27 protein-coding genes are annotated in these 26,540 nt (G+C 58.2%); 11 read left to right on the forward strand and 16 right to left on the reverse strand.

Going from position 1 to position 26,540, the window contains the following annotated elements:
- Nucleotides 1–564: 564 nt before the first annotated feature.
- The 4 genes from ASG35_RS05565 to ASG35_RS05580 all read left to right on the forward strand — a co-directional run bounded on the left by ASG35_RS05565 (nucleotide 565) and on the right by ASG35_RS05580 (nucleotide 4,574).
- Nucleotides 565–1,779: a DUF2863 family protein gene (locus ASG35_RS05565; RefSeq protein WP_056353893.1), complete on the forward strand. Its 1,215-nt coding sequence runs from the start codon at nucleotides 565–567 to the stop codon at nucleotides 1,777–1,779.
- Nucleotides 1,780–2,236: 457 nt separating this feature from the next.
- Nucleotides 2,237–3,055 (forward strand): response regulator transcription factor, encoded by an 819-nt coding sequence (locus tag ASG35_RS05570; protein WP_056353897.1) that lies wholly within the window; start codon nucleotides 2,237–2,239, stop codon nucleotides 3,053–3,055.
- Between the two features lie 124 nt (nucleotides 3,056–3,179).
- Nucleotides 3,180–3,854, forward strand: a complete 675-nt coding sequence (locus ASG35_RS05575; RefSeq protein ID WP_056353900.1) for an energy-coupling factor ABC transporter permease — start codon at nucleotides 3,180–3,182, stop codon at nucleotides 3,852–3,854.
- Between the two features lie 105 nt (nucleotides 3,855–3,959).
- On the forward strand, nucleotides 3,960–4,574 hold the full coding sequence (locus tag ASG35_RS05580; protein ID WP_056353903.1) for a BspC domain-containing protein: 615 nt from the start codon (nucleotides 3,960–3,962) through the stop codon (nucleotides 4,572–4,574).
- Nucleotides 4,575–4,652: 78 nt separating this feature from the next.
- On the opposite strand, the gene ASG35_RS05585 is transcribed toward ASG35_RS05580, so the two are convergent.
- Together ASG35_RS05585 and yaaA are read right to left on the reverse strand one after the other, a co-directional pair.
- Entirely contained in the window at nucleotides 4,653–5,834 is a 1,182-nt protein-coding gene (locus ASG35_RS05585; protein ID WP_056354533.1) for a M14 family metallopeptidase, read from the reverse strand.
- A gap of 43 nt (nucleotides 5,835–5,877) precedes the next feature.
- A complete protein-coding gene (gene yaaA, locus ASG35_RS05590) occupies nucleotides 5,878–6,657 on the reverse strand; it encodes a peroxide stress protein YaaA (protein ID WP_056353906.1) in 780 nt (259 codons plus the stop codon).
- A 56-nt stretch (nucleotides 6,658–6,713) separates the two neighbouring features.
- On the opposite strand from yaaA, the gene ASG35_RS05595 reads away from it, so the two are divergent.
- Nucleotides 6,714–7,217 (forward strand): putative toxin-antitoxin system toxin component, PIN family, encoded by a 504-nt coding sequence (locus ASG35_RS05595; protein ID WP_056353909.1) that lies wholly within the window; start codon nucleotides 6,714–6,716, stop codon nucleotides 7,215–7,217.
- A 40-nt stretch (nucleotides 7,218–7,257) separates the two neighbouring features.
- Nucleotides 7,258–8,439 (forward strand): pyridoxal phosphate-dependent aminotransferase, encoded by a 1,182-nt coding sequence (locus tag ASG35_RS05600; RefSeq protein WP_056353911.1) that lies wholly within the window; start codon nucleotides 7,258–7,260, stop codon nucleotides 8,437–8,439.
- Nucleotides 8,440–8,442: 3 nt separating this feature from the next.
- On the opposite strand, the gene ASG35_RS05605 is transcribed toward ASG35_RS05600, so the two are convergent.
- Nucleotides 8,443–9,102 (reverse strand): glutathione S-transferase family protein, encoded by a 660-nt coding sequence (locus ASG35_RS05605; protein ID WP_056353914.1) that lies wholly within the window; start codon nucleotides 9,100–9,102, stop codon nucleotides 8,443–8,445.
- A 119-nt stretch (nucleotides 9,103–9,221) separates the two neighbouring features.
- Here ASG35_RS05605 and ASG35_RS05610 point away from each other — a divergent pair, with 119 nt between their 5' ends.
- The 5 genes from ASG35_RS05610 to ASG35_RS05630 all read left to right on the forward strand — a co-directional run bounded on the left by ASG35_RS05610 (nucleotide 9,222) and on the right by ASG35_RS05630 (nucleotide 14,693).
- Nucleotides 9,222–10,763, forward strand: a complete 1,542-nt coding sequence (locus ASG35_RS05610; RefSeq protein WP_056353917.1) for a 3-hydroxyacyl-CoA dehydrogenase — start codon at nucleotides 9,222–9,224, stop codon at nucleotides 10,761–10,763.
- The gene (locus ASG35_RS05615; protein WP_056353920.1) at nucleotides 10,760–11,551 is read left to right on the forward strand and encodes an oxepin-CoA hydrolase, alternative type; all 792 of its coding nucleotides are present in this window, start codon (nucleotides 10,760–10,762) and stop codon (nucleotides 11,549–11,551) included. Before ASG35_RS05610 ends, ASG35_RS05615 begins: the two co-directional genes overlap by 4 nt.
- On the forward strand, nucleotides 11,548–12,273 hold the full coding sequence (locus ASG35_RS05620; RefSeq protein ID WP_056353922.1) for a histidine phosphatase family protein: 726 nt from the start codon (nucleotides 11,548–11,550) through the stop codon (nucleotides 12,271–12,273). The genes ASG35_RS05615 and ASG35_RS05620 overlap by 4 nt, the downstream gene beginning before the upstream one ends.
- A 79-nt stretch (nucleotides 12,274–12,352) precedes the next feature.
- Nucleotides 12,353–13,453, forward strand: a complete 1,101-nt coding sequence (locus tag ASG35_RS05625) for a phosphotransferase (protein ID WP_056353925.1) — start codon at nucleotides 12,353–12,355, stop codon at nucleotides 13,451–13,453.
- 25 nt (nucleotides 13,454–13,478) lie between these two features.
- Nucleotides 13,479–14,693 (forward strand): acyl-CoA dehydrogenase family protein, encoded by a 1,215-nt coding sequence (locus ASG35_RS05630; protein WP_056353928.1) that lies wholly within the window; start codon nucleotides 13,479–13,481, stop codon nucleotides 14,691–14,693.
- Between the two features lie 61 nt (nucleotides 14,694–14,754).
- On the opposite strand, the gene ASG35_RS05635 is transcribed toward ASG35_RS05630, so the two are convergent.
- The 13 genes from ASG35_RS05635 to nuoI all read right to left on the reverse strand — a co-directional run bounded on the left by ASG35_RS05635 (nucleotide 14,755) and on the right by nuoI (nucleotide 26,538).
- Nucleotides 14,755–15,207 carry a MaoC family dehydratase gene (locus ASG35_RS05635; protein WP_056353931.1) on the reverse strand — a complete coding sequence of 151 codons (453 nt, stop codon included), beginning with the start codon at nucleotides 15,205–15,207 and terminating at the stop codon, nucleotides 14,755–14,757.
- Entirely contained in the window at nucleotides 15,204–15,662 is a 459-nt protein-coding gene (locus ASG35_RS05640; RefSeq protein WP_056353934.1) for a MaoC family dehydratase, read from the reverse strand. The genes ASG35_RS05635 and ASG35_RS05640 overlap by 4 nt, the downstream gene beginning before the upstream one ends.
- Nucleotides 15,663–15,693: 31 nt before the next feature.
- Nucleotides 15,694–16,815: an acyl-CoA dehydrogenase family protein gene (locus ASG35_RS05645; protein WP_056353938.1), complete on the reverse strand. Its 1,122-nt coding sequence runs from the start codon at nucleotides 16,813–16,815 to the stop codon at nucleotides 15,694–15,696.
- A gap of 10 nt (nucleotides 16,816–16,825) precedes the next feature.
- Entirely contained in the window at nucleotides 16,826–18,022 is a 1,197-nt protein-coding gene (locus tag ASG35_RS05650; RefSeq protein ID WP_056353941.1) for an acyl-CoA dehydrogenase family protein, read from the reverse strand.
- A 68-nt stretch (nucleotides 18,023–18,090) separates the two neighbouring features.
- Nucleotides 18,091–18,561 (reverse strand): DUF1178 family protein, encoded by a 471-nt coding sequence (locus tag ASG35_RS05655; RefSeq protein WP_056353945.1) that lies wholly within the window; start codon nucleotides 18,559–18,561, stop codon nucleotides 18,091–18,093.
- A gap of 210 nt (nucleotides 18,562–18,771) precedes the next feature.
- Nucleotides 18,772–19,386: an NUDIX domain-containing protein gene (locus tag ASG35_RS05660; protein WP_056354536.1), complete on the reverse strand. Its 615-nt coding sequence runs from the start codon at nucleotides 19,384–19,386 to the stop codon at nucleotides 18,772–18,774.
- Nucleotides 19,387–19,463: 77 nt separating this feature from the next.
- Nucleotides 19,464–19,760: a DUF2818 family protein gene (locus tag ASG35_RS05665; protein WP_056353948.1), complete on the reverse strand. Its 297-nt coding sequence runs from the start codon at nucleotides 19,758–19,760 to the stop codon at nucleotides 19,464–19,466.
- Entirely contained in the window at nucleotides 19,760–21,238 is a 1,479-nt protein-coding gene (gene nuoN / locus ASG35_RS05670; RefSeq protein WP_056353951.1) for an NADH-quinone oxidoreductase subunit NuoN, read from the reverse strand. The genes ASG35_RS05665 and nuoN overlap by 1 nt, the downstream gene beginning before the upstream one ends.
- Nucleotides 21,239–21,261: 23 nt before the next feature.
- Nucleotides 21,262–22,752, reverse strand: a complete 1,491-nt coding sequence (locus tag ASG35_RS05675; protein ID WP_056353954.1) for an NADH-quinone oxidoreductase subunit M — start codon at nucleotides 22,750–22,752, stop codon at nucleotides 21,262–21,264.
- Between the two features lie 17 nt (nucleotides 22,753–22,769).
- Nucleotides 22,770–24,848 (reverse strand): NADH-quinone oxidoreductase subunit L, encoded by a 2,079-nt coding sequence (gene nuoL, locus ASG35_RS05680; protein WP_056353955.1) that lies wholly within the window; start codon nucleotides 24,846–24,848, stop codon nucleotides 22,770–22,772.
- Between the two features lie 17 nt (nucleotides 24,849–24,865).
- Nucleotides 24,866–25,171: an NADH-quinone oxidoreductase subunit NuoK gene (nuoK, locus tag ASG35_RS05685; RefSeq protein WP_031360677.1), complete on the reverse strand. Its 306-nt coding sequence runs from the start codon at nucleotides 25,169–25,171 to the stop codon at nucleotides 24,866–24,868.
- Between the two features lie 14 nt (nucleotides 25,172–25,185).
- Nucleotides 25,186–25,887, reverse strand: coding sequence for an NADH-quinone oxidoreductase subunit J (locus ASG35_RS05690; protein ID WP_056353958.1), 702 nt, complete (start codon nucleotides 25,885–25,887; stop codon nucleotides 25,186–25,188).
- A gap of 162 nt (nucleotides 25,888–26,049) precedes the next feature.
- Nucleotides 26,050–26,538: an NADH-quinone oxidoreductase subunit NuoI gene (gene nuoI / locus ASG35_RS05695; RefSeq protein WP_050381450.1), complete on the reverse strand. Its 489-nt coding sequence runs from the start codon at nucleotides 26,536–26,538 to the stop codon at nucleotides 26,050–26,052.
- Nucleotides 26,539–26,540 lie beyond the last annotated feature (2 nt).

Here is a 26,540-nt window from a genome sequence, read left to right on the forward strand (position 1 = left end):
AGCATCCCAACCCTCAGAACACCACCGCCTTCGCGTCGCTGCGTTTGCAGCACAGAAACGAGATTATGTAGAACGTTTCGCTTTTCGTCAACAGGTTTTTTACTCAACCTCTGACTTCCGATTCTGCTGCAAGGCCCGTCCTGCTTGGCTCTGCGGCATCCTCTTGCGCGCCACTACTACTGCACTTTCTCACTTCCCTTCGCTTCGTTGTGAAGCGAAGGAACGGAATTCTAGTGCCCGTTTCAACACCGCGCAAGGGGTTCAGCAAAAGAATTTCATCGANTACTGGTCGAACGCGTGCAGAAGGGCGATAAAGCAGCGTTCGAGCTCCTGGTCGACTACTGCACTTTCTCACTTCCCTTCGCTTCGTTGTGAAGCGAAGGAACGGAATTCTAGTGCCCGTTTCAACACCGCGCAAGGGGTTCAGCAAAAGAATTTCATCGAGGTGGTGATAACTTGATCAGCGTCGGCTGTTCAGCCTAATAAAGCGCGGGCTGCATTACGGCGCAAGCCCACATATAGCGACTACAATCAAAGGTTCTTTGCACCTGATGAATGCCTCCTATGCGCTCGCGAATCGCCAAACGACTTCCCCCTGACGCCGACAAGCTTGTCGGGCTCTCGCTCTCGCTGTTCGCATCGGGCAGCCGTATCGAAGACCGGTTTTGGGAAGCGCGCCTCGATACGCTTCTGTCAAAAATTGTCCGCAATGGGAATCAAACGGCGCTCGACGCCGCGCTCGACCATTTGCAACTAAAGTTTCCCGATGCATACGGCGCGCTTGCCGATATGGCCGAAACGCACAGCGAATCATTCGCCGTGGAAATTGAAGGCGTACCACATGACGCCCTTCTGATCGCGGCCCCTGTGCTCGCGTGGACGCGATATTCAATCCCGTCGGGTCCGTTAAAGGCGGATATTGTCGATGCGTTGCGTACACAGCTGCAGGCCCACGTACTCGCAGACGGAGCCAAGGTCGCAGTTTTGCCTTTTCTCTATAGCATCGATCAGTTGCCGCGCCATCACGTAGAAACGTCGCGCGTTGCACAGCAACTGATTCAGACCGTACTCGGCCAGGCGCCCGCTCGACTGAACCTGGCCGACCTGCCCGAAACATCGCCAATTCTCGCCGATCCGAGATTCCTGCTCGCGATGGCTGTCGTTCCAACCGGCTCGGCGTTGTTTCGCTGGCAAGAGGAAAAGGACGGCGTACGGGTGGAACGTGGTCAATGTCTCGAACATTGGGCAACTCAAGGTGGAGCGACCTTCGCGGCCATCTTGCCCGGGTGCGAATTCGAATGCCTTTTGCCCGACGCCTACTACTCAGCGTGCCGCGACGCCGACGAACAGGTTCGACCACACTCGGTTCGCACCGCTGTTCGATATCTATTCGATACGCTAGGTACTGCGCCAGACGAGTTGCGCGCTGTCATAGCAGGCTTTGGCGAGCAACGGATCGACGAATATCGAATCGGATTTACCCGCCGTGGAAGTAATGAGGTGATCTACGGCGTTGTCTGGCCGCTCTACGGGCGGGAGAACGGTGAACCGGGCGCAGCGGAAGACACCGCCGAGCTTGAGGGCGCGGACGGACCTGTTGAAGAGATCGCCGCGTTGCTGAAGCGATCGGGCGTGACGGATGTCCGTCGGCACTCCGGGCGCTTCGAGCCCGAATACTGTGAAGACTGCGGCGTCCCGCTGTACGCTGATCCATTGGGTGAGATCGTGCATGCAGAAATGCCGGAAGACGCTGAACCTGCGCAGCCTCACTTTCATTGATTTTATGAAAGCATGAATAACGGATTGTTATTTCAATTAAGAAAACGACACAATCGATAAAACTCACGATTATTAATTCAACCAAATAGCCGCTCCAACGCACGTTGCAGCGGCTTTTTTGCGAATTCGCCACATCACAAACTTTGGCGAAATAAAAATTCGCTATCTCAAAACGCTAGTGCTCTCAATTCCTGGCTTCTAAAAGCCGTTCGAACGATCGAAAACATCTTACTATTATTCGTAACCCCATAAAAAATCAGAAACATCTGTATATAACCAGATCTAAATGAGACATATCCATAGCCCAACTGCATAGCTTGCGAATTCATGAGAATCCCCTATGCCGTTTGGTCAGGGCGCATTTTTCACCGCAATTAGTCATCATGGGTTTTGATCGCATATCGCCCGTTCTTCTAAAAACGGCATCGCATTTAAAATCATATGACTAGGGGCAGACATGAAATTCACGATAGTTAATTCAGAAGCAGAGCGTCGCGAAGGTTTAAAAGCGCTTTTGCGGCATATAGACCGGCGCGCCCGCTTCAACGAGGCAAAAGATTGGCGGCAGGCTGCCAGCGCAATCCTGCGGTTCGAGCCAGACTTGATAGTGATCGACTGGCACAAGGCCATGCGCATGGCAGATCTGCGCAAGTTGCTGGAGGCCTTTCCAAGAACGCCTGCAGCGATCGTCGTTGACGAGGCATCGACGGCTCAAGTTCGTCTGTTCCTGGGTGCGGGCGCGCGAGGCGTCGTGCCCCGCCATCTTGATCCGACCTTGATCATTCGTGCGTTGGAAATGGTGCTACTCGGCGGCCATTACGTTCCGGTGAATGCACTCGATCCAGCGTTGGAACCGGGTCCCTCGGCGCGACGCGACTCTGAACCAAAAGCGTTCCGGAAAGGGTTGAAGCGATTCAACACGCTGTCGCTGCGTCAGCAACAAATCATGCGCTGCCTGCACATGGGAAGCACGAACAAGATCATCGCAAAGACCTTGGGGATCAGTGAGGGCACCGTAAAAATCCATCTCGGCAGCATTTTCCAGCAACTCGGCGCGCCAAATCGCGCGGCAGCGGTAGCAATCTATAACGGCTGGCAAAACCGGCATCTGGAGGTTTTGAGGCGCGAAGCCGATGCTTCACCACGGCCGTCTATCGGCGACGCAGGTGTGGTGCCGTTGCGAGCGCCGGCGTTAGCGATTTATTCCCCGCGGCCGGAGGAGGATGAGCACCTGATGCCGATGGCTGCTCAACCCTTGCCACGTTTTGGCGACTGAAGACACTGCATAACCACGAAACGCAGCGCGGGCGCAACGCGTAAGTTGACGCGTTGCGCCGGCGAAACCACGCTGGCACAGTCAATGCACGCGTTTTCGGGCGCAAACGAGTAATATGAGATTTATGGGTTTCTTCTACACACCTCTCCCGCTGTGGCTTGCTATAGGTGGCTGGATAGTCACTGCGGGTGTGCTCGCGCTCGGCATCTGGAAAAATCCTTTCCGGCGGCTGCAGGACGGAACGCTTCAGCATGTATGGTTCGGGATCGTGGTGGCCGTCACTGTCCTCTGGGCCTGTAATACATGGTTCGAAGACGGTCCAGCCATTCATCTTCTTGGCGCAACGCTGATGGTCACGCTGTTTGACTGGCAACTTGCCATGGCCGGCATGGCAGTGGCAACGGGATTAGCTGCCGTCGTATTGGACGCGGCGTGGCCGGGTGTATCGGTGACATTTCTTTTGTTCGGTGCGCTCCCGGTCGCCGTATCTTCGCTGATGCAAAAAGCCATTCAGGCTTGGATTCCGCGGAGCTTGTTCGTATTCATCCTCGGCCATGGTTTCCTGACGTCCGCGGTTGCGGTCGCGGTGGCGTGTGCTTCCGGACTGCTGCTACAGATCATCCTCGCCGATGGACGGCTGTTCATACCCGCGGGGTTTTCGCTTGCCGCCACGCTGCTCGTTGTCGGCGAGGCGCTCTTCACCGGTCTCTTCACGATCCTCATCACGGTCTACCGACCCGCATGGATAACGACCTTTGACGTCCGGCGGTATCGGCTGGATCGTGGTCCGCGAGTCTGATCGCAGTCTGACTGCGCCGGATTGCCAAAGAATTTAATATAAGATGGAACTACTGTTCACTGTCAGGCATCTTACGTGCCTGATGTCTTTTTAGTGCCCAACCCGATGGATAGTATTCAAGTACCGCGTCGACTGCTTCGGCTGGTCGGCCGGCTGGTAGCGATCGCATCCGTGGCGACAATCACGTCAGCCCTTTGCAACGCCGCCGCGATCGCCGATACGCTCGACGATCGCAACGAGCTCGTCAATCACTTCGTGACCGACTTCAACGCCAATCCTTTAGTGGCCGACTGCGCAGCGCACGGCAGCTTTGTCGCGAGTACATCGACGGCATTTGATCATGTCGAATTTCCAGCGAGCTCGTTCGATACCGCGCATGGCAGCATTGTCCCGTGGAACGACTCGTTTGATGACCACAAGCAGCGTATCAAGGTCGATAACGTCGTGACGGTCGAAGGGCTTGGCGTGACGAAGGAAGGCGATACGACGCCTTCAACCCTTAAGTTCCGGTGCGGTTATGTAGGCAGCCAGATGCTGGCGTTCGGCTGGAATGATCCGGTACCTGCCGAGAGACCACGCGCCGAACCCCGATCAGGCCACAGCGCTCGCGGCAAGCACAGCGCCGCCAAAGGCAAGGGCGGGAAAGCGGTCAAGGGCAAGGCGTCGGCGTCCACTACGAAGAAGTCGTCTTCGTCCAAGTCCGCAAAAAAGAGCCACTAACGCCAGAAAAAACGAGGGGCGAGATCGTTATTCACAATTTCGCCCTTTTCAGTCGCTGAGCCTCAATCCGCGCGCGAATCAGAACGCCTGCACGTGCCGCAAGATGGCCTGCAGCATCGAAGCACCCAGCGCCGCACTTCGTTCTCCGTTCCATCCCACCCGTTCGTCCGGCAGATTCGCGTTGTCCTTGAACGGCATTTCGAGCGTCAGCGACAAACATCCGAACTCATTGCCAACGTATTTCGACGCGAGCTTCAATGCATCCGTCTGATACTTGCTGGCTTCATAGCCGTACACGTCCTGGAAGTCGGGACTTGCCTGCTTGAAGCATTCGATAAACGCCTTCTGTTCCTCGGCCCGCTTTTCGGTGAAGCCCGGCAACATTTCCGAACCCGCCACGAACACGTAAGGCAGCGCTTCGTCGCCGTGGATATCGAAGAAGAGATCGCAGCCGATAGCATGCATGGCATTGCGCACCGCGAGCACTTCCGGGCTGCGCGCGGCGTCCGGCTCCATCCATTCACGATTCAGATTGGCGCCTGCCGCGTTCGTGCGCAAGTTGCCGAGCACGCTGCCATCGGGATTCATGTTGGGGACGATGTGAAACACGGCGTGATCGAAGACCAGGCGCGCGACCGGATCGCCCGCCCAATCGCCCCACCCCGCAAGCCGTTTGATCAGGCCTTCCACGAACCATTCAGCCATGGTCTCGCCCGGATGCTGACGCGCGATGATCCAGACGTTTTTCTTGGCTTCGAGGTTTCCTTCGTTTTCAGCTTCGTCGTCTTCGTCGTCTTCGAGCAAGCCCAGCGTCAGAAGCGACATTGGCCGTCCTTGCACGGTGCGGCCAATTTCGGTCAGCGTGGCGTGCGGCATCTGCTGCACCGCGCCGATAAAACCCGCGTGCCGCTCTTCGCTGTACGGCTCGAAATACGCGTAATAGATGGCGTCGAAATCGGGCGTGTGTTCGATAGTCATTACCCGGCCGTCGTAGCGCGTCGGCACGCGAAACCAGTTGATCCTGTCGTAGCTCGCGACCGCCCGATAGTCGCGCCAGCCATCGGCGAACGCGCAATCGGCGGCGTTCTCAAAAGTCATTGTGAGCGCTACGTCACGGACGTTGCCCACGCGAAAATAAAACCATTGCGCGAAATCGGCGTGGCTGTCGGGGCGGATGCGCACGCGGATATCGGCGGGATTGTCGACGGAAACAACGTCGATCGCACCCGCATCGAATTGACTCGTGATTGAGATGCTCATGACGCTTCCTCGATTTGTCCTGTCTTGCAGCGGTGCCGTTGCTTCATGCCCCGACGCGCCGCCGATACACATACGTTGTTTCAGTCGATGCCTTTTTGTCGAAGGCATACCCTTTGCTGCCGAAATCTTTCAGGCCTTCGGGTTCGTCGATTCTATGCTGGACAGCGAACCGCGCGATCAACCCGCGCGCGCGTTTGGCGTGAAAACTGATGATCTTGTACTGGCCGTTCTTCCAGTCCTGGAACACCGGCGTGACGATAGGCGCATCGAGCCGCTTCGGCTGGACTGATTTGAAATATTCGCCGGACGCGCAATTGACCAGCACTTTCGCGCCGCGCTGCTTTTTCATCTGCGCGTTGAGCGCCGTCGTAATCCGGTCGCCCCAGAACGCGTAAAGGTCCTTGCCGCGTGCGTTGGTGAACTTCGTGCCCATCTCCAGCCGATACGGCTGCAACAAGTCAAGCGGCCGCAGCAATCCATAAAGTCCGGATAGCACGCGAACGTGATTCTGAGCGTAGTCGAGATCGGCTGCGTGAAGCGATTTCGCGTCGAATCCTTCGTAGACATCGCCGTTGAATGCGAGCATGGCCTGCTTCGAATTCTCCGAGTTGAACGTTGGCGACCAGTCGGCATAACGCTGGAAATTGAGGCGCGCGAGCGGATCGGAGATATGCATGAGGCTGCCGATTTCCTGTGGCGAGAGTTTGCGCAGCGCCTTGATGAGCTCGGCGGAATCTGCGGTGAATTCAGGCAACGTGTAATTCTTGATGTGAGGCGGGGTCTCGTAGTCGAGCGATTTGGCCGGCGAGAGAACGATTATCATAGGGGCTCGCCGGCTTGCTTGCCAACGATGAAGACGGAAACCCTTGATTGTATCGAATGAAAAAATCCCCCGCGTGGCGCGCCGTGCTCGATTCGAATGTGTGGATCGACATTCTCGTCTTCGATGACCCCAATTCCCGCCCCATTCGCGCCGCGCTCGAAGCCGGCACGCTGGAAGCGTTGATCGACGCACGTTGCCTGAAAGAACTGACGTATGTGCTGGACTATCCGCAGTTCGTCCGTTTTGCCGTGGACAAGGCAAAAGCGCTGGCAACGCTCGCGCAACTTTCCCGGTTGGTCGAGATCGCACCGCCGCCCGAGGACGCGCCGCCATTGCCGAAATGCAAGGATCGCGACGACCAGAAATTCCTCGAACTGGCGCACGCAACCCAGGCGGACTGGCTGGTCTCGAAGGATCGTGCGTTGCTCAAACTAGCTAAACGCACGGCGCGTGACTTCGGCTTTCGCATCGCTCAGCCGGCGCCGTTCGTGACGAGCTTCGAGGCGCACATTGAAGCGCACATCGAGGCCAATGCGGAAACGAACGCAATCGACGTTTAAAATACGACACATTCTTCCAGCGCAGCCGATCGACCACACTATGAACGCCTCGCACGACCTTCCGCATTCCGCCGCCGTTCCCGCCATTACTTCGCGCCTGCCGAGTGTGGGCACGACGATCTTCACGGTCATGAGCGCGCTCGCGGCGCAAAAAGGCGCGGTCAATCTGGGCCAGGGATTTCCGGATTTCGCGTGCGATCCGCGCATCGTGGACGCGGTTGCGAACGCCATGCGCGACGGTCACAACCAGTATCCACCGATGGCCGGCGCCGCGCCGCTGCGTCACGCGATCAGCGAGAAGATTGAACGGCTGTACGGACGCAAATACGATGTCGAGCGCGAAATCACGGTTACGGCCGGCGCGACGCAGGCGATTCTCACGGCTATTTTGTGCTGCGTGCATCCCGGCGATGAAGTCATCGTGATCGAGCCCATGTACGACTGCTACGTTCCGGCCATCGAACTGGCGGGCGGCAAGCCGGTGTTTGTATCGTTGGAGGCACCCGACTACGCGCTCCCCTTCGACAAAATCGCCGCCGCGATAACGCCGAAAACGCGCCTCCTGATCATCAACACGCCGCATAACCCGACCGGCCGCGTCTGGCGCGCCGCCGACATGCAAAAGCTCGACGAGATCATGCGCGGCACCAACGTGCTGATCCTCTCCGACGAAGTCTACGAGCACATGGTCTTCGACGGCGCGCCGCACGAAAGCGTATCGCGTTATCCGGATCTGGCTGCACGCAGCTTCGTGGTGTCGAGTTTCGGCAAGACGTTTCATGTGACGGGCTGGAAGGTTGGGTATGTCGCCGCTCCCGCCGCCCTCACCGCCGAATTCCGCAAGGTCCATCAGTTCAACGTGTTCACCGTGAATACGCCGATGCAAGTCGGCATCGCGGAATATTTGAAGGACCCGTCGCCATATATGGATCTGCCCGCGTTCTATCAGCAAAAGCGCGACTTTTTCCGCGCGGGCCTCGCAAACTCGCGCTTCAAATTGCTGCCCTGCGACGGCACGTATTTCCAATGCGTAGACTATTCGGCTATCAGCGACCTGCCCGAAGCCGAGTTCTCGCAATGGCTGACGAGCGAGATCGGCGTGGCGGCCATTCCAGTATCCGCGTTCTATCACGAGAGCCACGAATCGGGCGTCGTGCGCTTTTGCTTCGCGAAGAAAGAAGAGACGCTGCGCACGGCGCTCGAGCGTCTCGCCAGTCTGTAAGTCCTAAATCTTCGGCAGTTCTTTTTTCTGCGCGTCCATGAACGCGAGCCGGTCGGTAGTCACTTTCTGTGCGGCCGGCCGTTCCCCCACGCGCTTGTTGTGCGCCTTCCAGTCGATCCCCGCTTCCAGCAGGAAATCCGCGCCATAAACTGCCTTCGTCGTCAGCCCGATGAGCGGCAAATTCACGAACGCACTGACATCGGCGATACTGAAGGTCGTGCCGAGCGCATAAGGCTCGAACTTCGCAATCCGCTTGAGTCCCGCGATGCCGTGACGAAGCCTTTTGTCTGCGCGCGCTTTTGTGTAATCGGTGACAGTGCCGCCAAAAAACGCCTGTTTGTACAGATCGCGCGCAACCAGTTCCAGGTGCAATTCGATGAACACAATCATCTCGCGCTCCTTGGCGGCCTTGAACGGATCGGCGGAAAAGATGGGCTTGTCCGGGTACGCGCTCGCCAGATACTCGATGATCACTTGCGACTCGCACAACGACCCGTCTTCGGTCTCGATATACGGAACCTTGCCAAGCGGCGACAACGCGAGCGTCGCTTCATCCTGACCGAAATTGGCGCGCACTTCCTCGAACGCGATGCCATGTTCGAGCAGCACGAATTTCACCTTGTTCACGTAATTGGACAGCGGAAAACCATACAACTTGAGCATTACAAGATCTCCAGTAACGTCTTTGATTTTTAAGTAAGCCAGACAATCGACGGCCATGTGGGCCACCTCACTAACAGCACGACCGTGCTAATCTAGCAAAATAAGGAGTGAGACACATCATGAGTTTTCGCGACACAGAAATTCGAACGTTAGGCGTGGTGGGCAGCGGCGCAATGGGGCGTGGTATTGCGCAGATCGCCGCGACGGGCGGTCTGACCGTGCGTCTCTACGATGCCAACCACCAAGCCATCACGGCCGCGCGCGAGTTCCTCGCCGATACCCTGAACAAACTCGCAGCAAAAGGCAAGCTCACCGAAGCCGAAGCGCACGACGCTTTAGCGCGGATTCATGCGGCCGACGCGATCACCGATCTCGCGGATTGCGATGTCGTGATCGAAGCGATCGTGGAGAAGCTCGACGTCAAGCGCGAGTTGTTCCGCGAGCTGGAAGACATTGTTCGCGACGACTGCATCCTCGCGTCGAACACGTCCTCGCTGTCCATTACCGCGATCGCCGCCGGATGCACAAAACCCGAGCGCGTGGTCGGCCTGCACTTCTTCAATCCCGTGCCGCTAATGAAAGTGGTCGAGGTAATCGACGGCTTGCGAGGCGACCCCGCAGCCGGCGACGCGCTCATGGCGCTCGGCAGTCAGATGGGCCACACGCCGGTGCGCGCGAAGGACATGCCTGGGTTTATCGTGAATCACGCTGGGCGCGGCATGAATACCGAAGGCCTGCGGGTTGCGAGTGAAGGCGTGGCGAGTTTCGTGGATATCGACCGGATCATGCGCGAGCAAGCCGGCTTCAGGCTCGGGCCGTTCGAGTTGCTCGATCTGACCGCGCTTGACGTGTCGCATCCGGTGATGGAATCGATCTATCACCAGTTTTATGAAGAACCCAGGTTCACGCCTTCACCAATAACCGGTACGCGGCTCGCGGGCGGTTTGATCGGGCGCAAGGTTGGCGAAGGTTTCTATAAGTATGTCGATGGCAAGCAGCAGGCGCCCGAAGAAGCACCCGCGCCAACCGCGTTGCCGCGTCGCGTCTGGGTGAGCCGCGCGTCGGTCCATGCACGCGAGGACGTGTTCCGGCTGATCGCGAAGATGGAAACGAACGTGACCATCGATACCGGCGGGACGCCCGCGCCGGATTCGCTGATCATCGTCACGCCGTTCGGCTACGATGCAACCACGGCGTGCTTTGCGGAGAAGCTGGATGCAACGCGCACGGTTGCCATCGACACACTCTTCCCGCTCGCCGACGCCGCCCGCCGCACCATCATGACAACGCCCGCGACCACGGCCGAGTTCCGCGACGCCGCGCACGCCCTCTTCGCTTTCGATGGCGTTCCCGTCACCGTGATCCGCGATTCCACCGGGTTCGTAGCGCAGCGCGTGGTGGCGACCATCGTGAATATTGGTTGCGATATCGCGCAGCAACGCATCGCGACGCCCGCCGATATCGATCTCGCCGTGACGCTCGGCCTCGGTTATCCGCGCGGTCCGCTCGCGCTCGGCGATGCACTCGGCGCGACGACCATCCTGACCATCCTGCGCAATATCCAAAGCGTGCTGGGCGATCCGCGATATCGGCCGTCGCCCTGGTTGACGCGTCGCGCGCAACTCGGCCTGTCGCTTACCTTCGACGAGGCCGCACAATGAGCGCCGAATTACTCTCTGCGCGCCCGGCCGAAAGCGACACCACACTCGTGCTGAAGCTGTCCAACCCGGGCGCGCGCAACGCATTGCACCCGGACATGTACGCAGCCGGGATCGAGGCAATGAACACAGCCGAGCGCGATACGTCCGTGCGTGCAATCGTCCTGACCGGCGCCGACAACTTCTTTTGCGCCGGCGGCAATCTCAACCGTCTGCTTGAAAACCGCGCGAAGGATCCATCGGTGCAGGCGGCGAGCATCGACATGCTGGGCGAATGGATCGTGGCGCTGCGCTCGTCCACCAAACCGGTGATTGCTGCCGTGGAAGGCGCGGCCGCGGGCGCCGGCTTTTCATTGGCTTTGGCGTGCGACCTGCTGGTTGCCGCCGATGACGCCAAGTTCGTCATGTCGTACGCGCGCGTTGGCCTCACGCCCGATGGCGGCGGTTCGTGGTTTCTGACGCGCGCTTTGCCACGCGCGCTCGCCACCGAAATCCTGCTGGAAGCGAAACCGGTTGGCGCCACGCGTTTGCACGATGTCGGCGTAGTCAATCGCGTGACAAAACCCGGCGCCGCGCTCGATACCGCCATCGCCTGGGCCGATGAACTCGGTCGCATGGCGCCGAAAGCGCTGGCGCAAATCAAGACGCTGATTGCATCGGCGGAAACGCAATCGCTCGCCGAACAACTCGATGCCGAACGCGATGGTTTTGTCGACGCGCTTTACAACGGTAACGCGCATGAAGGCATCAACGCGTTCCTCGAAAAGCGGCCACCGCTCTACAAATCATGACGACAGCCTACGAACTTCCCAAACGCCGCCGCATCTTTTTGATGCGTCACGGCGACGTCACGTATTTCGATGCAACCGGCCGCGCCATCGATCCAATCAACGTGCCGCTCAACGAGCGCGGGCGCGACGAAGCCACTGCGGCCGGACGCGCGTTCGAGGCTCAGCAGATTCGCTTCGATAAAGTCATTGTCAGCGGTCTGCCCAGAACACGCGAGACGGCACAGCGCGTGCTGGCTGAAACGGCACAGGAAATCGAAATCGATGTCTGGCCCGAGTGGGAAGAAATTCGCGGCGGTCGGTTGAGCAACCTGCCGCCGGAAGATTTCGAGCGCGCGTTTCTCAGCGTGTTCGATGGCATCGTGCCCGAGACAACAGCTTTTCTCGGCGGCGAGACTATCGGCGAATTGATGGATCGCGTGGTGCCGCCGCTGCAGCGTCTGCGCGACGATGCATCGTGGGATACGGCGTTGCTCGTGCTGCACGGCGGCGTCAACCGCGCGTTGTTATCGCACGCAATCACGGGCGGCGGACGGATGTTTTTCGGGCATTTATCGCAGACGACGGGTTGCATCAACGCGCTCGACGTCGGCGACAAACCCGGCGACTGGGTCATCCGCGCGCTGAATCACTCGCCGCCCTCGCCGCTTCACGCAAGCGTCCGCAACACGACCATGGAATTGCTCTACGAACAATTCGTGCGGTACACGTCGGTTCTGAAGTAAACCAGCGTGCAGCAATAACAGCGCTTCGAGGCGCGACGCCGCTGCCCACGAGATACACCCAAAACCGCAGGAGACAACGATGACTGCAAACGACGCGCCCTCGCCGGAACAGCAGGATTTCTCGGCGTTCGAAGGAACGCGGCCCGTCAACGAGCGGCAACAGTTCGATGTGCCGGCGTTATCGGCGTGGCTCGAAACACATATCGACGATTTCGCCGGACCTGTGAGCGTCGAGCAATTTGCCGGCGGCCAGTCCAATCCCACCTTCAAACTGATCACGCCTGCACGCAGCTATGTGATGCGATCCAAGCCGGGTCCGGCGGCGAAGCTGTTGCCGTCGGCGCATGCGATCGATCGCGAATATCGCGTGATGGACGCGCTTGCAGACACGGACGTGCCCGTCGCGAAAATGTTCGCGCTGTGCGATGACGAGAGCGTGATCGGCCGCGCGTTCTACGTGATGGAGTTCATCGAGGGACGCGTGTTGTGGGATCAGGCGCTGCCGGGCATGACACCCGCCGAGCGCGGCGCCATTTACGATGAGACGAATCGCGTGATCGCGGCGTTGCATTCGGTGGATATCGCGCGAGCGGGTCTCGAAACCTACGGCAAGCCCGGCAATTATTTCGAGCGCCAGATCGGCCGATGGAGCAAGCAATACGTTGCATCGGAAACCGAACCCATTGAAGCGATGAACAAGCTGATCGAATGGCTGCCGCAGCACATCCCGCGCGGCGGCGAAAGCGTATCGATCGTTCACGGCGACTTCCGGCTCGACAATTTGATCTTCCACCCAACGGAGCCGCGCGTGCTCGCCGTGCTCGACTGGGAACTTTCAACGCTCGGCGATCCGCTCGCCGACTTCGCGTATCACTGCATGGCATGGCACGTCGATCCGACGCAATTTCGCGGCATCGGCGGGCTCGACTGGGCGGCGCTCGGCATTCCCGACGAACAAACCTACGTCGCGCGATATCTCGAACGCACCGGCCTGAAAATCCAGGGCGACTGGAATTTTTATCTCGCCTACAACATGTTCCGGATCGGCGCGATTCTGCAGGGAATCATGAAGCGTGTGAGCGAAGGCACGGCGGCGAGTGCGCAAGCTATCGACGCAGGCAAACGCGCTCGGCCAATGGCCGAACTCGCGTGGAAATACGCGCAGAAAGTGACCGGATAAGAGCCATTAGAAATCAGGAGACGAGATGAACTTCGACTACACGCCGAAGGTGCAGGAGTTGCGCCACAAGCTGACCGCTTTCTTCGATGAACATATCTATCCGAACGAACGCGCATTCAATCAGGAGATCGCGGCGAACCGTGCAAAAGGCGACGCGTGGATTCCGCTTGATCTGATCGAAACGCTCAAGCAGAACGCGCGCGATGCCGGCCTGTGGAACCTCTTCCTTCCCGAATCGGGGCGTGGCGCGGGTTTGAGCAATCTGGAATACGCGCCGCTTTGCGAGATCATGGGACGCGTTCCGTGGGCGCCCGAAGTCTTTAATTGCGGCGCGCCGGATACGGGCAACATGGAAACCATCGAACGTTATGGCAGCGACCAGCAAAAGCAGCAATGGCTGGAACCGCTGCTGCAAGGCGAAATTCGTTCGGCGTTCCTGATGACGGAGCCTGACGTGGCTTCGTCGGATGCAACAAACATTCAATGCAGCATCGTGCGCGATGGCGATAGCTACGTGATCAACGGGCACAAATGGTGGTCGTCGGGCGCGGGCGATCCGCGTTGCAAGGTGTATATCGTGATGGGCAAGACCGATCCCGAGGCCCCGAAACATCAGCAACAATCGATGATTCTCGTTCCTGCGGATTCATCCGGTATCACGGTGCATCGGCCGCTTTCGGTGTTCGGTTACGACGACGCCCCGCACGGCCACATGGATATCACGCTCGAGAACGTGCGCGTGCCGGCATCGAATGTATTGCTGGGCGAAGGGCGCGGTTTCGAAATTGCGCAAGGACGTCTCGGACCGGGACGCATTCATCATTGCATGCGGTTAATCGGACTAGCCGAACGCGCGCTTGAACTGATGTGCAAACGAACATCGCAACGCGTCGCGTTCGGCAAACCGATTGCCGCGCACGGCGTGACGCAGGAACGCATTGCTGAAGCGCGAATCATGATCGAACAGGCGCGCTTGCTGACGCTGAAAGCTGCTTACATGATGGACACTGTCGGCAACAAGGGCGCGCGCGGCGAGATCGCGATGATCAAGGTCGTCGCGCCGAACATTGCGTGTCAGGTCATTGATTGGGCAATTCAGGCCCACGGCGCTGGAGGCGTGTCGGACGATTTCCCGCTGGCCTACGCGTATGCGCACGCGCGGACTTTAAGACTCGCCGATGGCCCCGACGAAGTGCATCGAAATGCTATCGCAAAACTTGAATTGGCCCGGTACGCATAAGCGTTGAATGAATGCGGTGACTTCTTCGATGTCTATGAAGAAGTCACCCGAACCGCACGGCTTAGAAATAATGCCGGGTAATGAACTCGGCGACACAAACCGGCTTTTCAACGCCTTCTTTCTGCACGGTCACGCGCCAGATGACCTGCACACCGCCCTGCTCAACGTCGGTTACTTTTTCAGCAAGAAAGCGTGCTCTTAGTTTCGAGCCCACCAAAACCGGTGACATGAACCGAACCTTGTTCGTGCCGTAATTCACGCCGAGTTTTTGCTGGAGAGGAACGCACTCCTCAAGCCATTTCGGCACGAGTGCCAGCGTCAAAAACCCGTGTGCAATCGGTCCGCCGAACGGCGATTCTTTCTTTGCGCGTTCGACATCGACGTGAATCCATTGATGATCGTCAGTCGCATCCGCGAACCGGTTCACCCGCGACTGATCTATTTCCAGCCACGCGCTCACATACTCCTCGCCGCCTTCCGCGGCCTTCACATTCGCTGAAGAGGCGAGCGTCATTGCGTGTTTCCCGGATGGCGAAGTCCGAATATCGCGGCGGAATCGACTGTCAAAACCAGTTCGCCGTTCTGGTTGTATGCCTCCCAACGCGTGCCGACAATGCCACGATCCGGCTTGCTCTCCGACACACGTTTGCTCAGCACGCGCACCGTCAGCCGAACGGTGTCATTCACGCGAACCGGCTTGAGCCAGCGGATGTTATCGAGTCCGGGCGAGCCCATCGATGTCGAATCGGCCAGCATGTCGCGCACGAGAATGCCCATCATCGCAGAACAGGTGTTCCATCCGCTCGCGACCAAACCGCCGAACGGCGACGCTTCGCCGCCCGCTTCGCTCAAGTGAAATGGCTGCGGATCATAACGTCCGGCGAATTCGATGATCTCCTCTTTCGAAAACGTGTGAGCGCTGAGCTCGGCCACGTCCCCAACGTTGAAATCCTCATAGCTGAATGTCATCCCTGTTCTCCTTTTATGATGCGTCGATTATTTAGACGTCAGTTTCGGCGAATCCCGGCAGTGATGCAAACCGCGCCAGATGATGATCGACGTCGCCCAACGTAGTCTCGATGATCGACAAGCGCTTGAACCAGTGCGCCGCCGCGACTTCGTTCGTGACGCCCATGCCGCCGTGAAGCTGCACGGCTTGTTGGCCGACGAATCGCGCCGCCTGACCTACGCGTGCCTTCGCAGCGGAGACGGCGCGACGGCGTTCGTCGCCGTCATCGCTCGTGTAACGCGCGGCGGCAAGATACGTGATCGAACGTGCTTGTTCGGCGTGAATCAGCATCTCCACCATGCGATGCTGCAACGCCTGGAAACGCGCGATTGGCGTGCCGAACTGCTTGCGCTCCTTCGTGTATTCCACGGTTGCGTGGTTCAGCGCATCAAGCACGCCGACGGCTTCGGCGCAAAGCAGGAACGTGGCGTAATCGGCGATATGTTCGAGCGTCGCGGCGCCGGTTTGTGCATCGCCTAGACGTGTGGCCGGCGTGGCCGCAAATTTCAAGGTCGCGGCGCGTTGCCCATCGATCGTCCGATATTCGATGATTTCCACATTGGCGGCGTCACGCGCGATCGCGAACAGCGCAACCTCGCCGTTCAGCCGCGCGGGCACGATCCACAGATCGGCTTGCGCGCCGTGCTGAACCAGCGATTTCTCGCCGCTCAATGAAAATTGATCGCCGCGGGATTGCGCGATGGTGTCGATGGAAAAAAGATCGTATCGTGCACGCGGTTCATGGAATGCCACGGCAAGTTTGATTTCACCTGCGGCTGCGCGCTCGAGCAAACCAAAAGCGGTTTGATCGCCCACAAGCCGCAACGCTTCGATACCCACTGCCGTCGCCCAATACGGCTCGACGACCAGCGCGCGCCCGAGTTCCTGCATGACCACGAGCATATCGACCGGACCGCCATCGAAACCGCCCTGCGCTTCCGGCGCGGGCAATGCCGTCAGGCCTAATTCAGTGAACGCGGTCCAATGGTTTGCATCGACACCTTCCTTCGATGCCACGATTTTCTGGCGCGCGTCGAACGTATATTCCTTGTCGAGATAGCGGCGCAAGGCATCACGGAACTGCTGTTGTTCATCGGTGAAATTGAAGTCCATGTGCCGCTCCTCACAAGCCCAGAATCATCTGCGCAATGATGTTTTTTTGAATTTCGTTCGAACCGCCATAGATCGATGTCTTGCGGAAGTTGAAGTAATACGCGGCGAGCGGCGCCGCGTCGTCGTCGCCAGCGAGACTATGCTTGCGTTCGCCTTCCAGATATTCCGGATCGAACGCAGCAGCTTGCGGTCCGATGGCTTCGACCATCAGTTCGGTCAACGCTTGCTGGACTTCGGTGCCCTTGATTTTCAGCATCGATGCCTCCGGTCCCGGTCCGCGGCCGTTCGCTTCGCTTGCGACCACGCGCTGGACCGTCACCTCGAGCGCCATGATCTCGATTTCGAGCGCCGCGATCTTTCCTGCAAACACGGGATCCTGCAGCAACGACGCTGCGCCCTTCTTTTGATCGGCGGCGAGGCGTTTGAGGAATACCAGTTCACGCTTAGATTGCCCAACGCGCGCAATGCCCGTGCGCTCGTGTCCGAGCAGATACTTCGCGTAAGTCCAGCCGCGATTCTCTTCACCAACGAGATTCTCGACCGGCACTTTTACGTCTTCGAAGAACACTTCGTTGACCTCGTGATCTTCATCGAGCGTGATGATGGGACGCACGCTGATGCCAGGCGTCTTCATATCGATAAGCAAAAACGAGATGCCTTCCTGCTTCTTTGCGCCGCTGTCCGTGCGCACGAGGCAGAACATCATGTCGGCGAACTGGCCGAGTGTGGTCCAGGTCTTCTGGCCGTTGACCAGGTAATGATCGCCCTGACGTTCGGCGCGCGTTCTCAGCGATGCCAGGTCAGAGCCCGAACCAGGTTCGGAATATCCCTGGCACCACCAGTCGGTGCCATCGAGAATACGCGGCAAGTAATGTGCTTTTTGCGCGTCGCTGCCGTATTTCATGAGCACGGGCGCGACCATCGATACACCGAACGGCAGCACGCCCGGCGCACCGATACGCGCGCATTCCTCGTCCCAGATGTGACGTTGCGAAGCGTCCCAGCCCGGGCCGCCATATTCTTTCGGCCAGGCGACCACCGACCAGCCACGTGTGCCGAGCAGCTTGTGCCAGCTCGCGTAGTCGTCGCGGCTCAAACGTTTGTGATCGAGTACCTTGTTGCGCAACGCTTGCGGCAAGTTGGCGTCGAGCCAGGCGCGGATATCGGCGCGAAATGCGTCGTTTGCGGGGGAATAATTCAGGTCCATGCGCTCTCGTCTCCTGTCATGGCCCGGTCGGCCATGAGGAAACGCGCGCTAAACCAACGGACGTCGGCTTATTGCAGCGGCTCTTTCAGTGCGGCCGGCACGGGTAACGGCATCACGTCGATGCCTTCTTCCATCAATGCATGCGCATCTTCGGGCGTCGCGACGCCGCGAATATTGCGTGCGGGCGCTTCGTCGTAATGCATGCGCCGCGCCTCTTCGGCAAAACGGTCGCCCACGTTCTCGGTCTTCGCAAGAAATTCCCGCATGACTCGCAGCGCGCGCGCCTGGATTGCAGGAACCGCTTGCGGCTGCGGGATCACCTGGATCGCGCTGTTGCCGTCGCTTGGCTGCTCGGTACGATCGGAGCGCGTTGTCGATAAATTCAGCCGCGGCGCCGATGGCATGCGGCTGACTTCCGTCGTTGAACACACCGGACACGCAACGAGATTGCGCGACAACTGGGATTCGAACTCATCGGCCGAAGCAAACCAGCCTTCGAACCGATGGTCGTGCGAGCACTTCAAATCGAGAACCTTCATGCTAATCAGGGCTTGCCGGAAAGTTTAATCGCAAACGCGCGTTTTGTGAACGGTCGTTCGTAAAATTGCATCTACGATTGTTTGATGAATCGGGGAAACGTACGACTGATTTTAGCCCGGCGGTAATACACGCGCTTGGACGTGTGGTTTCTGGCGACGCGTCTAAATAAAAAACGGCCCGCAGGCCGCTTTTGTTTGGTTTCGAACCGTTCATTCGCTGACCGGACCGCCGAGTTTCCATTCGCCCGACATCACTTTCTCGAGCCAGAAACTGCCGATGATCGTCTTCACGTCGCTGATATGGCCGCTTTTGATCCATTCGAAGATCTGCGACCGATCCGCAATGAACGTTTCAAGGAACTCGCCCTCGTCCAGCTTGTTTTCGCCCGCTGTCAGTCCACGAGCGAGATATAGATCGATAAATTCGGTCGAATACGAAATCACCGGATGAATCCGCGTCAGGAAAAACCATTCGCGTGCCGTGTAGCCAGTTTCTTCGTGCAACTCGCGCTTCGCGCACGCAAGCTCGCTTTCGTTTGGATCGAGCTTGCCAGCGGGATATTCGAGCAACACTTTTCTAATCGGATATCGATATTGCCGCTCCAGCAGCACGCGGCCATCATCGAAAAGCGGCAGGATCATCACTGCGCCGGGATGCTCGACGAACTCGCGCGTTGCGTGCTTTCCGTCGGGCAGCTCGACCGTATCCAGTTTCAGCGTGAGGAATTTGCCCTGATGAAGCAATTTGCTTTCGACCGTCTTCTCGATCAGGCCAGCATCGGAATCCGGGAAATGCGTAGGGTCGAGGGAAGAACTGTCAGCCATCTTGCGCCTTGAAGGAAACACGTTGAGCAGCAAACCGAGCGGCAAACGCGTGGATCAAGCCGCAACGGCGTTGGCCGTCAACGGCGCTTGACGAGATATTGATAAGCGAAACCGGGGAACGCGAGCACGAGAAAAAGGCTGAACGTCACGGCGTAAAACTGCCAGCCTTGCTCGAACCGGTTTCCGGCGCGCGCCTCAAGCATAAAGCCGAGCGCACCCACGACAAAATAAAGCACGATCAATTCCGCGATGCGAATCCACGCGCTCTTTTTCGTCGCCTTGATGGGCGCGACGGCAAAGATGCGCTGATTTGCAAACGGAAGGTTGGCGCCGACCAGCGCCAACAAAACGATAAACCAACCCGCAGCCGACATTACAACTGGAACGGCAAGGTGTGCGTGATTGCGGTCAGGCAAGCGTTCATCAACGGGCCTGGAACGATGCCCAGCACGAGCACGGCAAGTCCGTTGAACACGAGCAATGCACGCTTGAGGTTGTCGGCGACAATCGGCGATGCGTCTGTGGGTGCATCGAAATACATCAGCTTCACGATGCGCAGGTAGTAGAACGCGCCAACCAGCGACGACAAGACCGCCAGCACCGCAAGCCACGTCAGGCCAGCGTTCATGGTGGCTTCGAGCACGGCGAGCTTCGCGTAGAACCCGACCATCGGCGGAATGCCGGCGAGCGAGAACATCATGATCATCATCACGAACGCGAACACCGGGCTGCGCTGATTCAGACCCTTGAAGTCATCAAGCGTTTCGGCTTCGAAGTCCTTGCGTGCCAGCAACATTATCACGCCGAATGTACCGAGCGTCGTAATCAGGTAGATGATGCTGTAGAACATTGCCGAGCTATACGCGCCGGCCGCGCCATCCGCTTTGCCCTCGACCACGCCCGCGAGCATGCCGAGCAGCACGAAGCCCATGTTCGAGATTGCCGAGTACGCCAGCATCCGCTTGATGTTCTTCTGCACGATACCGGTGACGTTACCCACGATCAGCGACAACGCGGCGAGGATAACCAGCATTTCCTGCCAGTCGACTGCTAACGGCAACAGCGCCATTACCAGAAAACGCAAACCCCACGCGAACGCCGCGGCCTTCGGGCCGCCGCCGGTAATCAGCGTCATGGCAGTCGGTGCGCCTTGATAGACGTCAGGCACCCACATGTGGAAAGGCACCGCGCCCATCTTGAACGCAATCCCTGCCACCACGAAGATCACGCCGAACAGCAGCACTGCGTCGTTGATACGGCCCGTTGCAATCGCCTTCGCGACTTCGTTCAGTTCGAGCGAACCGGTCGCGCCGTAGAGCATGGAAATGCCGTAGAGCAGGAAACCAGACGCCAGCGCACCGAGAACGTAATACTTCATCGCGGATTCGTTGGCTTGCGGCGAGTCCTTGCGCAACGCGATCACCGCGTACAGCGACAGTGACATCAGCTCCAGGCCAAGATACAGCGTCAGGAAGTTGTTGCCCGAAATCATCACGCACTGGCCGAGCAGCGAAAACAGGCCGAGCAGGAAGAAATCGCCGCGGAACAGATCGCGATCTTCGAGATATTTGCGCGAATAGATGACCGATACCGCGAAGCCTAACGTCACCACCGCTTTCATTGCGCTGGCGAACGGATCCACCACGTACATGCGCGTGAAGAAGTAATGCGGCGTGGGATCGAGTGCCTGGACGGCGAACCATACGCCGACCACGATCGTCGAAATGACCGAGATGTAATAGGACGTCTGACGGCTCTTCACGCCGTAGATGGTGTCGTTCAACCACACTACGACGACCATCAACATCAACAGTCCATCGGGTAACAAGGCACTCATTGGGGCGTTTTGCATGATCTTTTATTCCTCCGCACGCGTTACTGGGCCAGCGGCAGTTTCGACTGCGCGACGTGGGAGAGGAGATTTTCCACTGATGCGTGCATCACATCGGTGAAAGGCTTCGGGTACAGGCCCATGTACAGCGTAAATACAGCAAGCACGGCGAGCATGAAGAATTCGCGCCTGTTGATGTCCTTCAGCTTCGCAACGTGTTCGTTGGCAACCGCGCCGAAGTGCACGCGCTTGTACATCCACAGCGTGTAGGCCGCGCCGAGAACCAGCGTGAACGTTGCGAGGAAACCGATCCAGAAGTTGAACTTCACGGCAGCCAGAATCACCATGAATTCACCGACGAAACCCGAGGTGCCCGGCAAGCCGCAATTGGCCATCGCGAACAACATGGCAAACGCCGCGAACTTCGGCATGACGTTGACCACGCCGCCGTAGTCCGAAATCTTGCGCGAGTGCATGCGGTCGTACAGCACGCCGATACACAGGAACATTGCGCCCGAGACAAAGCCGTGCGAAATCATCTGGATGATCGCGCCTTCCATGCCGAGCGTATTGAAGATGAAGAAACCCAGCGTGACGAAGCCCATGTGCGCAATCGACGAATACGCGACCAGTTTCTTCATGTCTTCCTGGACCAGCGCCACGAAGCCGATGTAGATCACCGCAATCAGCGACAACGTAATCACTACCGGCGCCAGGAAATGGCTGGCATCGGGCGCGATCGGCAGCGAGAAACGGATGAAACCGTACGCGCCCAGCTTCAGCATGATGGCCGCCAGCACGACCGAGCCGCCCGTCGGCGCTTCCACGTGGGCGTCAGGCAACCACGTGTGAACCGGCCACATCGGCACCTTCACGGCAAACGCCATGAAGAACGCAATGAACAACAATATCTGCGGTGTGAAGCCGATCTTCAATGCGTGCCACGTGGCGATATCGAACGTATGCGACTGCGTGTACAGGTACAACAACGCGATCAGCATCAGCAGCGAGCCCATCAGCGTGTACAGGAAGAACTTGAACGCGGCATAGACGCGATTCGCCCCGCCCCACACGCCGATGATGATGTACATCGGGATCAGCGTGGCTTCGAAGAACACGTAGAACAGCATGCCGTCGGCGGTCGAGAACACGCCGATCATGAGGCCCGACAAGATCAGGAACGCGGCCAGATATTGCGCCACGCGCACCGTGATGACTTCCCACGCCGCGATCACCGTGATCACGGTGATCAGCGCGGTCAGGACGACAAACCACATTGAAAGACCGTCGACACCCAGGTGATACGAGATGTTGAAGCGTTCGATCCAGCTGACGTTTTCTTCGAATTGCAGCGCAGCCGACGAATTGTCGAAGCCGGTGATCAAAGGGATCGTGACGATCAGCCCAAGAATCGAGCCGATCAGCGCAATCCAGCGCGAAGGTGCCGGATTGTTGTCATTGCCTACCGCCAGTACGAGAACACCGACAATGATCGGTAACCAGATCGCGAGACTAAGAATTGGAAAAGAGTGCATAGATAGGTGTCCCCGCCTTATTTGCCGCCGAGCGTTACAAACAGGGTCAAGAGCCCCAACATGCCAATGATCATGGCGAACGCGTAGTGATAGATGTAACCGGATTGGAGGAAGCGAATCACCCCGGCAAACCAGCCGACGAACTTCGCAAGACCGTTGACAATGCCGTCGATGACCGCGATATCGCCTTCTTTCCAGAGTCCGCGGCCAATGGCGACCGCGCCCTTTGCAAATACGACTTCGTTGATCTTGTCGAGGTAGTACTTGTTATCCAGCAAGTTGTAGATCGGCAGGAAGCGTTGCTTGATCACGCCCGGCAGATCCGTACGCTTGAGATACAGGAACCACGACACCACCACGCCAGCAAACGCCAGCCAGACCGGAAGGCCCGCGACGGAATGCAGACCCATTGCGAACCAGCCGTGGAATTCTTCGGCCATTTCGTGCAACGCCGGATGGTTCTCGCCAATGAAGATGACCTTGTCGAACGCCACGCCATGCGCGAAAAAGTCGCCGAACAGCATGGGACCGATTGCCAGCGCACCGATGATCACCGAGGGAATCGCGAGCAGCACCAGCGGCAGCGTGATGACCCAAGGCGTTTCGTGCGGGATATGCGGACCGTGACCATGGCCGTGGTCGTCGTGGCCATGCGAATCGTGACCATGTGAATCGTGCGCGTGCGCCGCTTCTTCGATACCCATCGGGCTTTCCGGATGCTTCGGACCGCGGAAGCGCTCCTTGCCGTGGAAAACCATGAAGTACATACGGAACGAATAGAGCGCAGTAACGAACACGCTTGCGACCACCGCGAAGTACGCGAAACCTGAACCCGGCAGATGCGAAAGCTTCACGGCATCGATGATCGAATCTTTCGAATAGAAGCCCGAGAAGAACGGCGTACCGATCAAAGCCAGCGAACCGAGCAGCGACGTGATCCACGTGATCGGCATGTATTTACGCAGGCCGCCCATGTTGCGCATGTCCTGGTCGTGATGCATGCCGATGATCACCGAACCCGCGCCAAGGAACAGCAGCGCCTTGAAGAATGCGTGCGTGGCGAGATGGAAAACAGCGACCGGATAAGCGGACACGCCAAGCGCCACCGTCATGTAACCGAGCTGCGAGAGCGTGGAGTAAGCGACCACGCGCTTGATGTCGTTCTGGACCACACCCAAAAAGCCCATGAACAACGCCGTGATCGCGCCGATCACCGTCACGAACGACAATGCCGAATCCGACAATTCGAACAGCGGCGACATGCGCGTGACCATGAAGATACCGGCCGTCACCATGGTTGCCGCGTGGATCAGTGCGGAGATCGGCGTCGGGCCTTCCATGGAATCCGGCAGCCAGACGTGCAGCGGGAATTGCGCCGACTTACCCATCGCGCCAATGAACAAGCAGATACACGCAACCGTCAGCAAACCCCAGTCGGTGCCCGGGAACGTCATGCCGGCAAGTTGCGTGCGGTGCGCGAAGACATCGCCGTAATTCAGCGACCCGGCGAACGCCAGCAACAAGCCAATGCCGAGCAGGAAGCCGAAGTCGCCCACGCGGTTGACCAGGAACGCCTTCATGTTCGCGTAGATGGCGGTCGGGCGCGTGAAGTAGAAACCGATCAGCAGGTACGACACGAGGCCCACCGCTTCCCAGCCGAAGAACAGCTGCAGGAAGTTGTTGCTCATCACGAGCATCAGCATGGAGAACGTGAAGAGCGAAATGTACGAGAAGAAACGCTCGTAGCCCGTTTCTTCGTCGGCCATGTAGCCGATCGTATAAATGTGCACCATCAGCGAGACGAAGGTGACGATCACCATCATCATCGCGGTCAGCGAGTCGACCAGGAAGCCGATCTCCATCTTGAGCGGACCGACCGTCATCCATTCATAAATGGTCGCGTTGAAACTCGCGCCGTTCATGACGTCAAGGAAGACGAAACACGAAAGCACCAGCGATATCGCCACACCGAGAATGGTGATGCTGTGCGACGCGCGTCGCCCGATCTTCCAGCCGAACAACCCCGCGATCAGCGAACCGGCAAGCGGCGCCAGCGGAATCGCAAGCAGAAGGTTTTCATTGAGTGTCGTGGACATATCTGTCTTGCCTGAATTTAACCTTTGAGCTGATCGAGATCTTCGACGTTGATCGTGTCGAGGCTACGGAACAACGTGACCAGAATCGCGAGACCGATGGCCGCCTCGGCCGCCGCCACCGTCAATACGAAGAACACGAAAATCTGGCCGTGGATGTCGCCGAGATAGTGCGAGAACGCGACAAAATTCGTATTGACCGCCAACAGCATCAATTCGATAGCCATCAGGATGATGATCACGTTACGTCGGTTCAGGAAGATGCCGACAATGCTGATCGCGAACAGAATCGCGCCGAGCACGAGGTAATGGGCAAGACTCAACATGGTTGGTTATCTCCTCAGCCTTTGTTGTCGACCGTGCCGGCGCCGGCATTGCCGGTAACAGGCGGGTTGGTCGTAGCATCCGGCGCTTCCTGCTCGGACTTCATCTTCACAATCCGCACGCGATCTTTCGCGCGCACCTTGACCTGATCGCCGACGGTCTGGCGCTTGTTGTCCTTCTTCTCGCGAATGGTCAGCGAGATTGCCGCGATGATCGCGACCAGCAGGATCAGGCCGGCGATTTCAAACGCGAAGATGTAGTCGGTGTAGATGACCTTGCCGATCAGGTGCGAATTCGACATCACCTCGTTCGGACCAACCCCGGAACCCACGCCGTTGACGAGCATGGCGTCGCGTACCGGCGTGACCGTCGCGCCGTAGCCGTGCCACAGGATCAGCGCCGTTTCGATGATGATGATCGCGCCCACGATGCTCGCAATCGGCACGAATCGTTTGAAGTCGCGATGCAGCACGTCGAGGTTGATGTCCAGCATCATCACCACGAACAGGAACAGCACCATGACCGCGCCGACATAGACGAGAACCAGCAAGATGGCGAGGAATTCGGCTTCGAGCAGCATCCAGATCGCGGCCGCGTTGAAGAACGCGAGCACGAGGAACAGCGCGGATGACACTGGATTGCGCGAAGTGATCACCTTCAGCGCCGAAACAACCAGCAGCAGCGCGAAGATGTAAAACAGTACGGTCGTGAATTCCATGATTACCGGTTCATCGTTAGGCTTTGTGTTTTGACACAAGCGCGCCGTGTCGCATCGTTTGAAGGACGCAACCTACAACCTTGGCGCGCGGGCCGGAACAGCAGGTCAATTCAAATGCAGGAACAGCAAAAGGCGCGGTGAAGAGAAGCGCCCCGCTCCGCTTTACCGATAAGGCGCGTCAGCCGCCTTTGCAGCAGCAATCTCCGTTTCATAACGGTCGCCCACTGCCAGCAGCATGTCTTTCGTGAAATACAGGTCGCCGCGCTTCTCGCCGTGGTACTCGAGAATGTGTGTCTCGACGATCGAATCCACCGGACAGCTTTCTTCGCAAAAGCCACAGAAGATGCACTTGGTCAAGTCGATGTCATAACGCGTCGTGCGGCGCGTATTGTCGGCGCGCGTTTCCGATTCAATGGTGATCGCGAGCGCCGGGCACACGGCTTCGCACAGCTTGCATGCGATGCAGCGCTCTTCGCCGTTTTCGTATCGGCGCAATGCGTGCAAGCCACGAAAACGCGGGGAAATCGGCGTCTTCTCTTCCGGGAACTGAACGGTGACCTTGCGCTGGAACAGATAACCGCCTGTCAGCGCAAGACCCTTCAGCAACTCGGTCAGGAAAAACGTTTTGAAGAAATTCTGTAATGCGTTCATGG

The organism is Burkholderia sp. Leaf177 (assembly GCF_001424345.1).
In the GTDB taxonomy this organism is placed as follows: Bacteria; Pseudomonadota; Gammaproteobacteria; order Burkholderiales; family Burkholderiaceae; genus Caballeronia.

Excerpts from the sequence above, each read along its gene's own strand:
- nuoI (WP_050381450.1), bottom strand. The coding sequence starts at position 26,538 with ATGAACGCATTACAGAATTTCTTCAAAACGTTTTTCCTGACCGAGTTG.
- ASG35_RS05585 (WP_056354533.1), bottom strand. The coding sequence starts at position 5,834 with ATGAGCATCTCAATCACGAGTCAATTCGATGCGGGTGCGATCGACGTT.
- ASG35_RS05625 (WP_056353925.1), top strand. The coding sequence starts at position 12,353 with ATGACTGCAAACGACGCGCCCTCGCCGGAACAGCAGGATTTCTCGGCG.
- ASG35_RS05620 (WP_056353922.1), top strand. The coding sequence starts at position 11,548 with ATGACGACAGCCTACGAACTTCCCAAACGCCGCCGCATCTTTTTGATG.
- ASG35_RS05665 (WP_056353948.1), bottom strand. The coding sequence starts at position 19,760 with ATGTCGGCTGCGGGTTGGTTTATCGTTTTGTTGGCGCTGGTCGGCGCC.
- ASG35_RS05630 (WP_056353928.1), top strand. The coding sequence starts at position 13,479 with ATGAACTTCGACTACACGCCGAAGGTGCAGGAGTTGCGCCACAAGCTG.
- ASG35_RS05600 (WP_056353911.1), top strand. The coding sequence starts at position 7,258 with ATGAACGCCTCGCACGACCTTCCGCATTCCGCCGCCGTTCCCGCCATT.
- ASG35_RS05645 (WP_056353938.1), bottom strand. The coding sequence starts at position 16,815 with ATGGACTTCAATTTCACCGATGAACAACAGCAGTTCCGTGATGCCTTG.
- ASG35_RS05675 (WP_056353954.1), bottom strand. The coding sequence starts at position 22,752 with ATGCACTCTTTTCCAATTCTTAGTCTCGCGATCTGGTTACCGATCATT.
- ASG35_RS05575 (WP_056353900.1), top strand. The coding sequence starts at position 3,180 with ATGGGTTTCTTCTACACACCTCTCCCGCTGTGGCTTGCTATAGGTGGC.
- ASG35_RS05615 (WP_056353920.1), top strand. The coding sequence starts at position 10,760 with ATGAGCGCCGAATTACTCTCTGCGCGCCCGGCCGAAAGCGACACCACA.
- nuoK (WP_031360677.1), bottom strand. The coding sequence starts at position 25,171 with ATGTTGAGTCTTGCCCATTACCTCGTGCTCGGCGCGATTCTGTTCGCG.
- ASG35_RS05580 (WP_056353903.1), top strand. The coding sequence starts at position 3,960 with ATGGATAGTATTCAAGTACCGCGTCGACTGCTTCGGCTGGTCGGCCGG.
- ASG35_RS05565 (WP_056353893.1), top strand. The coding sequence starts at position 565 with ATGCGCTCGCGAATCGCCAAACGACTTCCCCCTGACGCCGACAAGCTT.
- ASG35_RS05635 (WP_056353931.1), bottom strand. The coding sequence starts at position 15,207 with ATGACGCTCGCCTCTTCAGCGAATGTGAAGGCCGCGGAAGGCGGCGAG.
- ASG35_RS05690 (WP_056353958.1), bottom strand. The coding sequence starts at position 25,887 with ATGGAATTCACGACCGTACTGTTTTACATCTTCGCGCTGCTGCTGGTT.
- yaaA (WP_056353906.1), bottom strand. The coding sequence starts at position 6,657 with ATGATAATCGTTCTCTCGCCGGCCAAATCGCTCGACTACGAGACCCCG.
- ASG35_RS05570 (WP_056353897.1), top strand. The coding sequence starts at position 2,237 with ATGAAATTCACGATAGTTAATTCAGAAGCAGAGCGTCGCGAAGGTTTA.
- nuoN (WP_056353951.1), bottom strand. The coding sequence starts at position 21,238 with ATGCAAAACGCCCCAATGAGTGCCTTGTTACCCGATGGACTGTTGATG.
- ASG35_RS05610 (WP_056353917.1), top strand. The coding sequence starts at position 9,222 with ATGAGTTTTCGCGACACAGAAATTCGAACGTTAGGCGTGGTGGGCAGC.
- ASG35_RS05660 (WP_056354536.1), bottom strand. The coding sequence starts at position 19,386 with ATGGCTGACAGTTCTTCCCTCGACCCTACGCATTTCCCGGATTCCGAT.
- ASG35_RS05655 (WP_056353945.1), bottom strand. The coding sequence starts at position 18,561 with ATGAAGGTTCTCGATTTGAAGTGCTCGCACGACCATCGGTTCGAAGGC.
- ASG35_RS05640 (WP_056353934.1), bottom strand. The coding sequence starts at position 15,662 with ATGACATTCAGCTATGAGGATTTCAACGTTGGGGACGTGGCCGAGCTC.
- nuoL (WP_056353955.1), bottom strand. The coding sequence starts at position 24,848 with ATGTCCACGACACTCAATGAAAACCTTCTGCTTGCGATTCCGCTGGCG.
- ASG35_RS05650 (WP_056353941.1), bottom strand. The coding sequence starts at position 18,022 with ATGGACCTGAATTATTCCCCCGCAAACGACGCATTTCGCGCCGATATC.
- ASG35_RS05595 (WP_056353909.1), top strand. The coding sequence starts at position 6,714 with ATGAAAAAATCCCCCGCGTGGCGCGCCGTGCTCGATTCGAATGTGTGG.
- ASG35_RS05605 (WP_056353914.1), bottom strand. The coding sequence starts at position 9,102 with ATGCTCAAGTTGTATGGTTTTCCGCTGTCCAATTACGTGAACAAGGTG.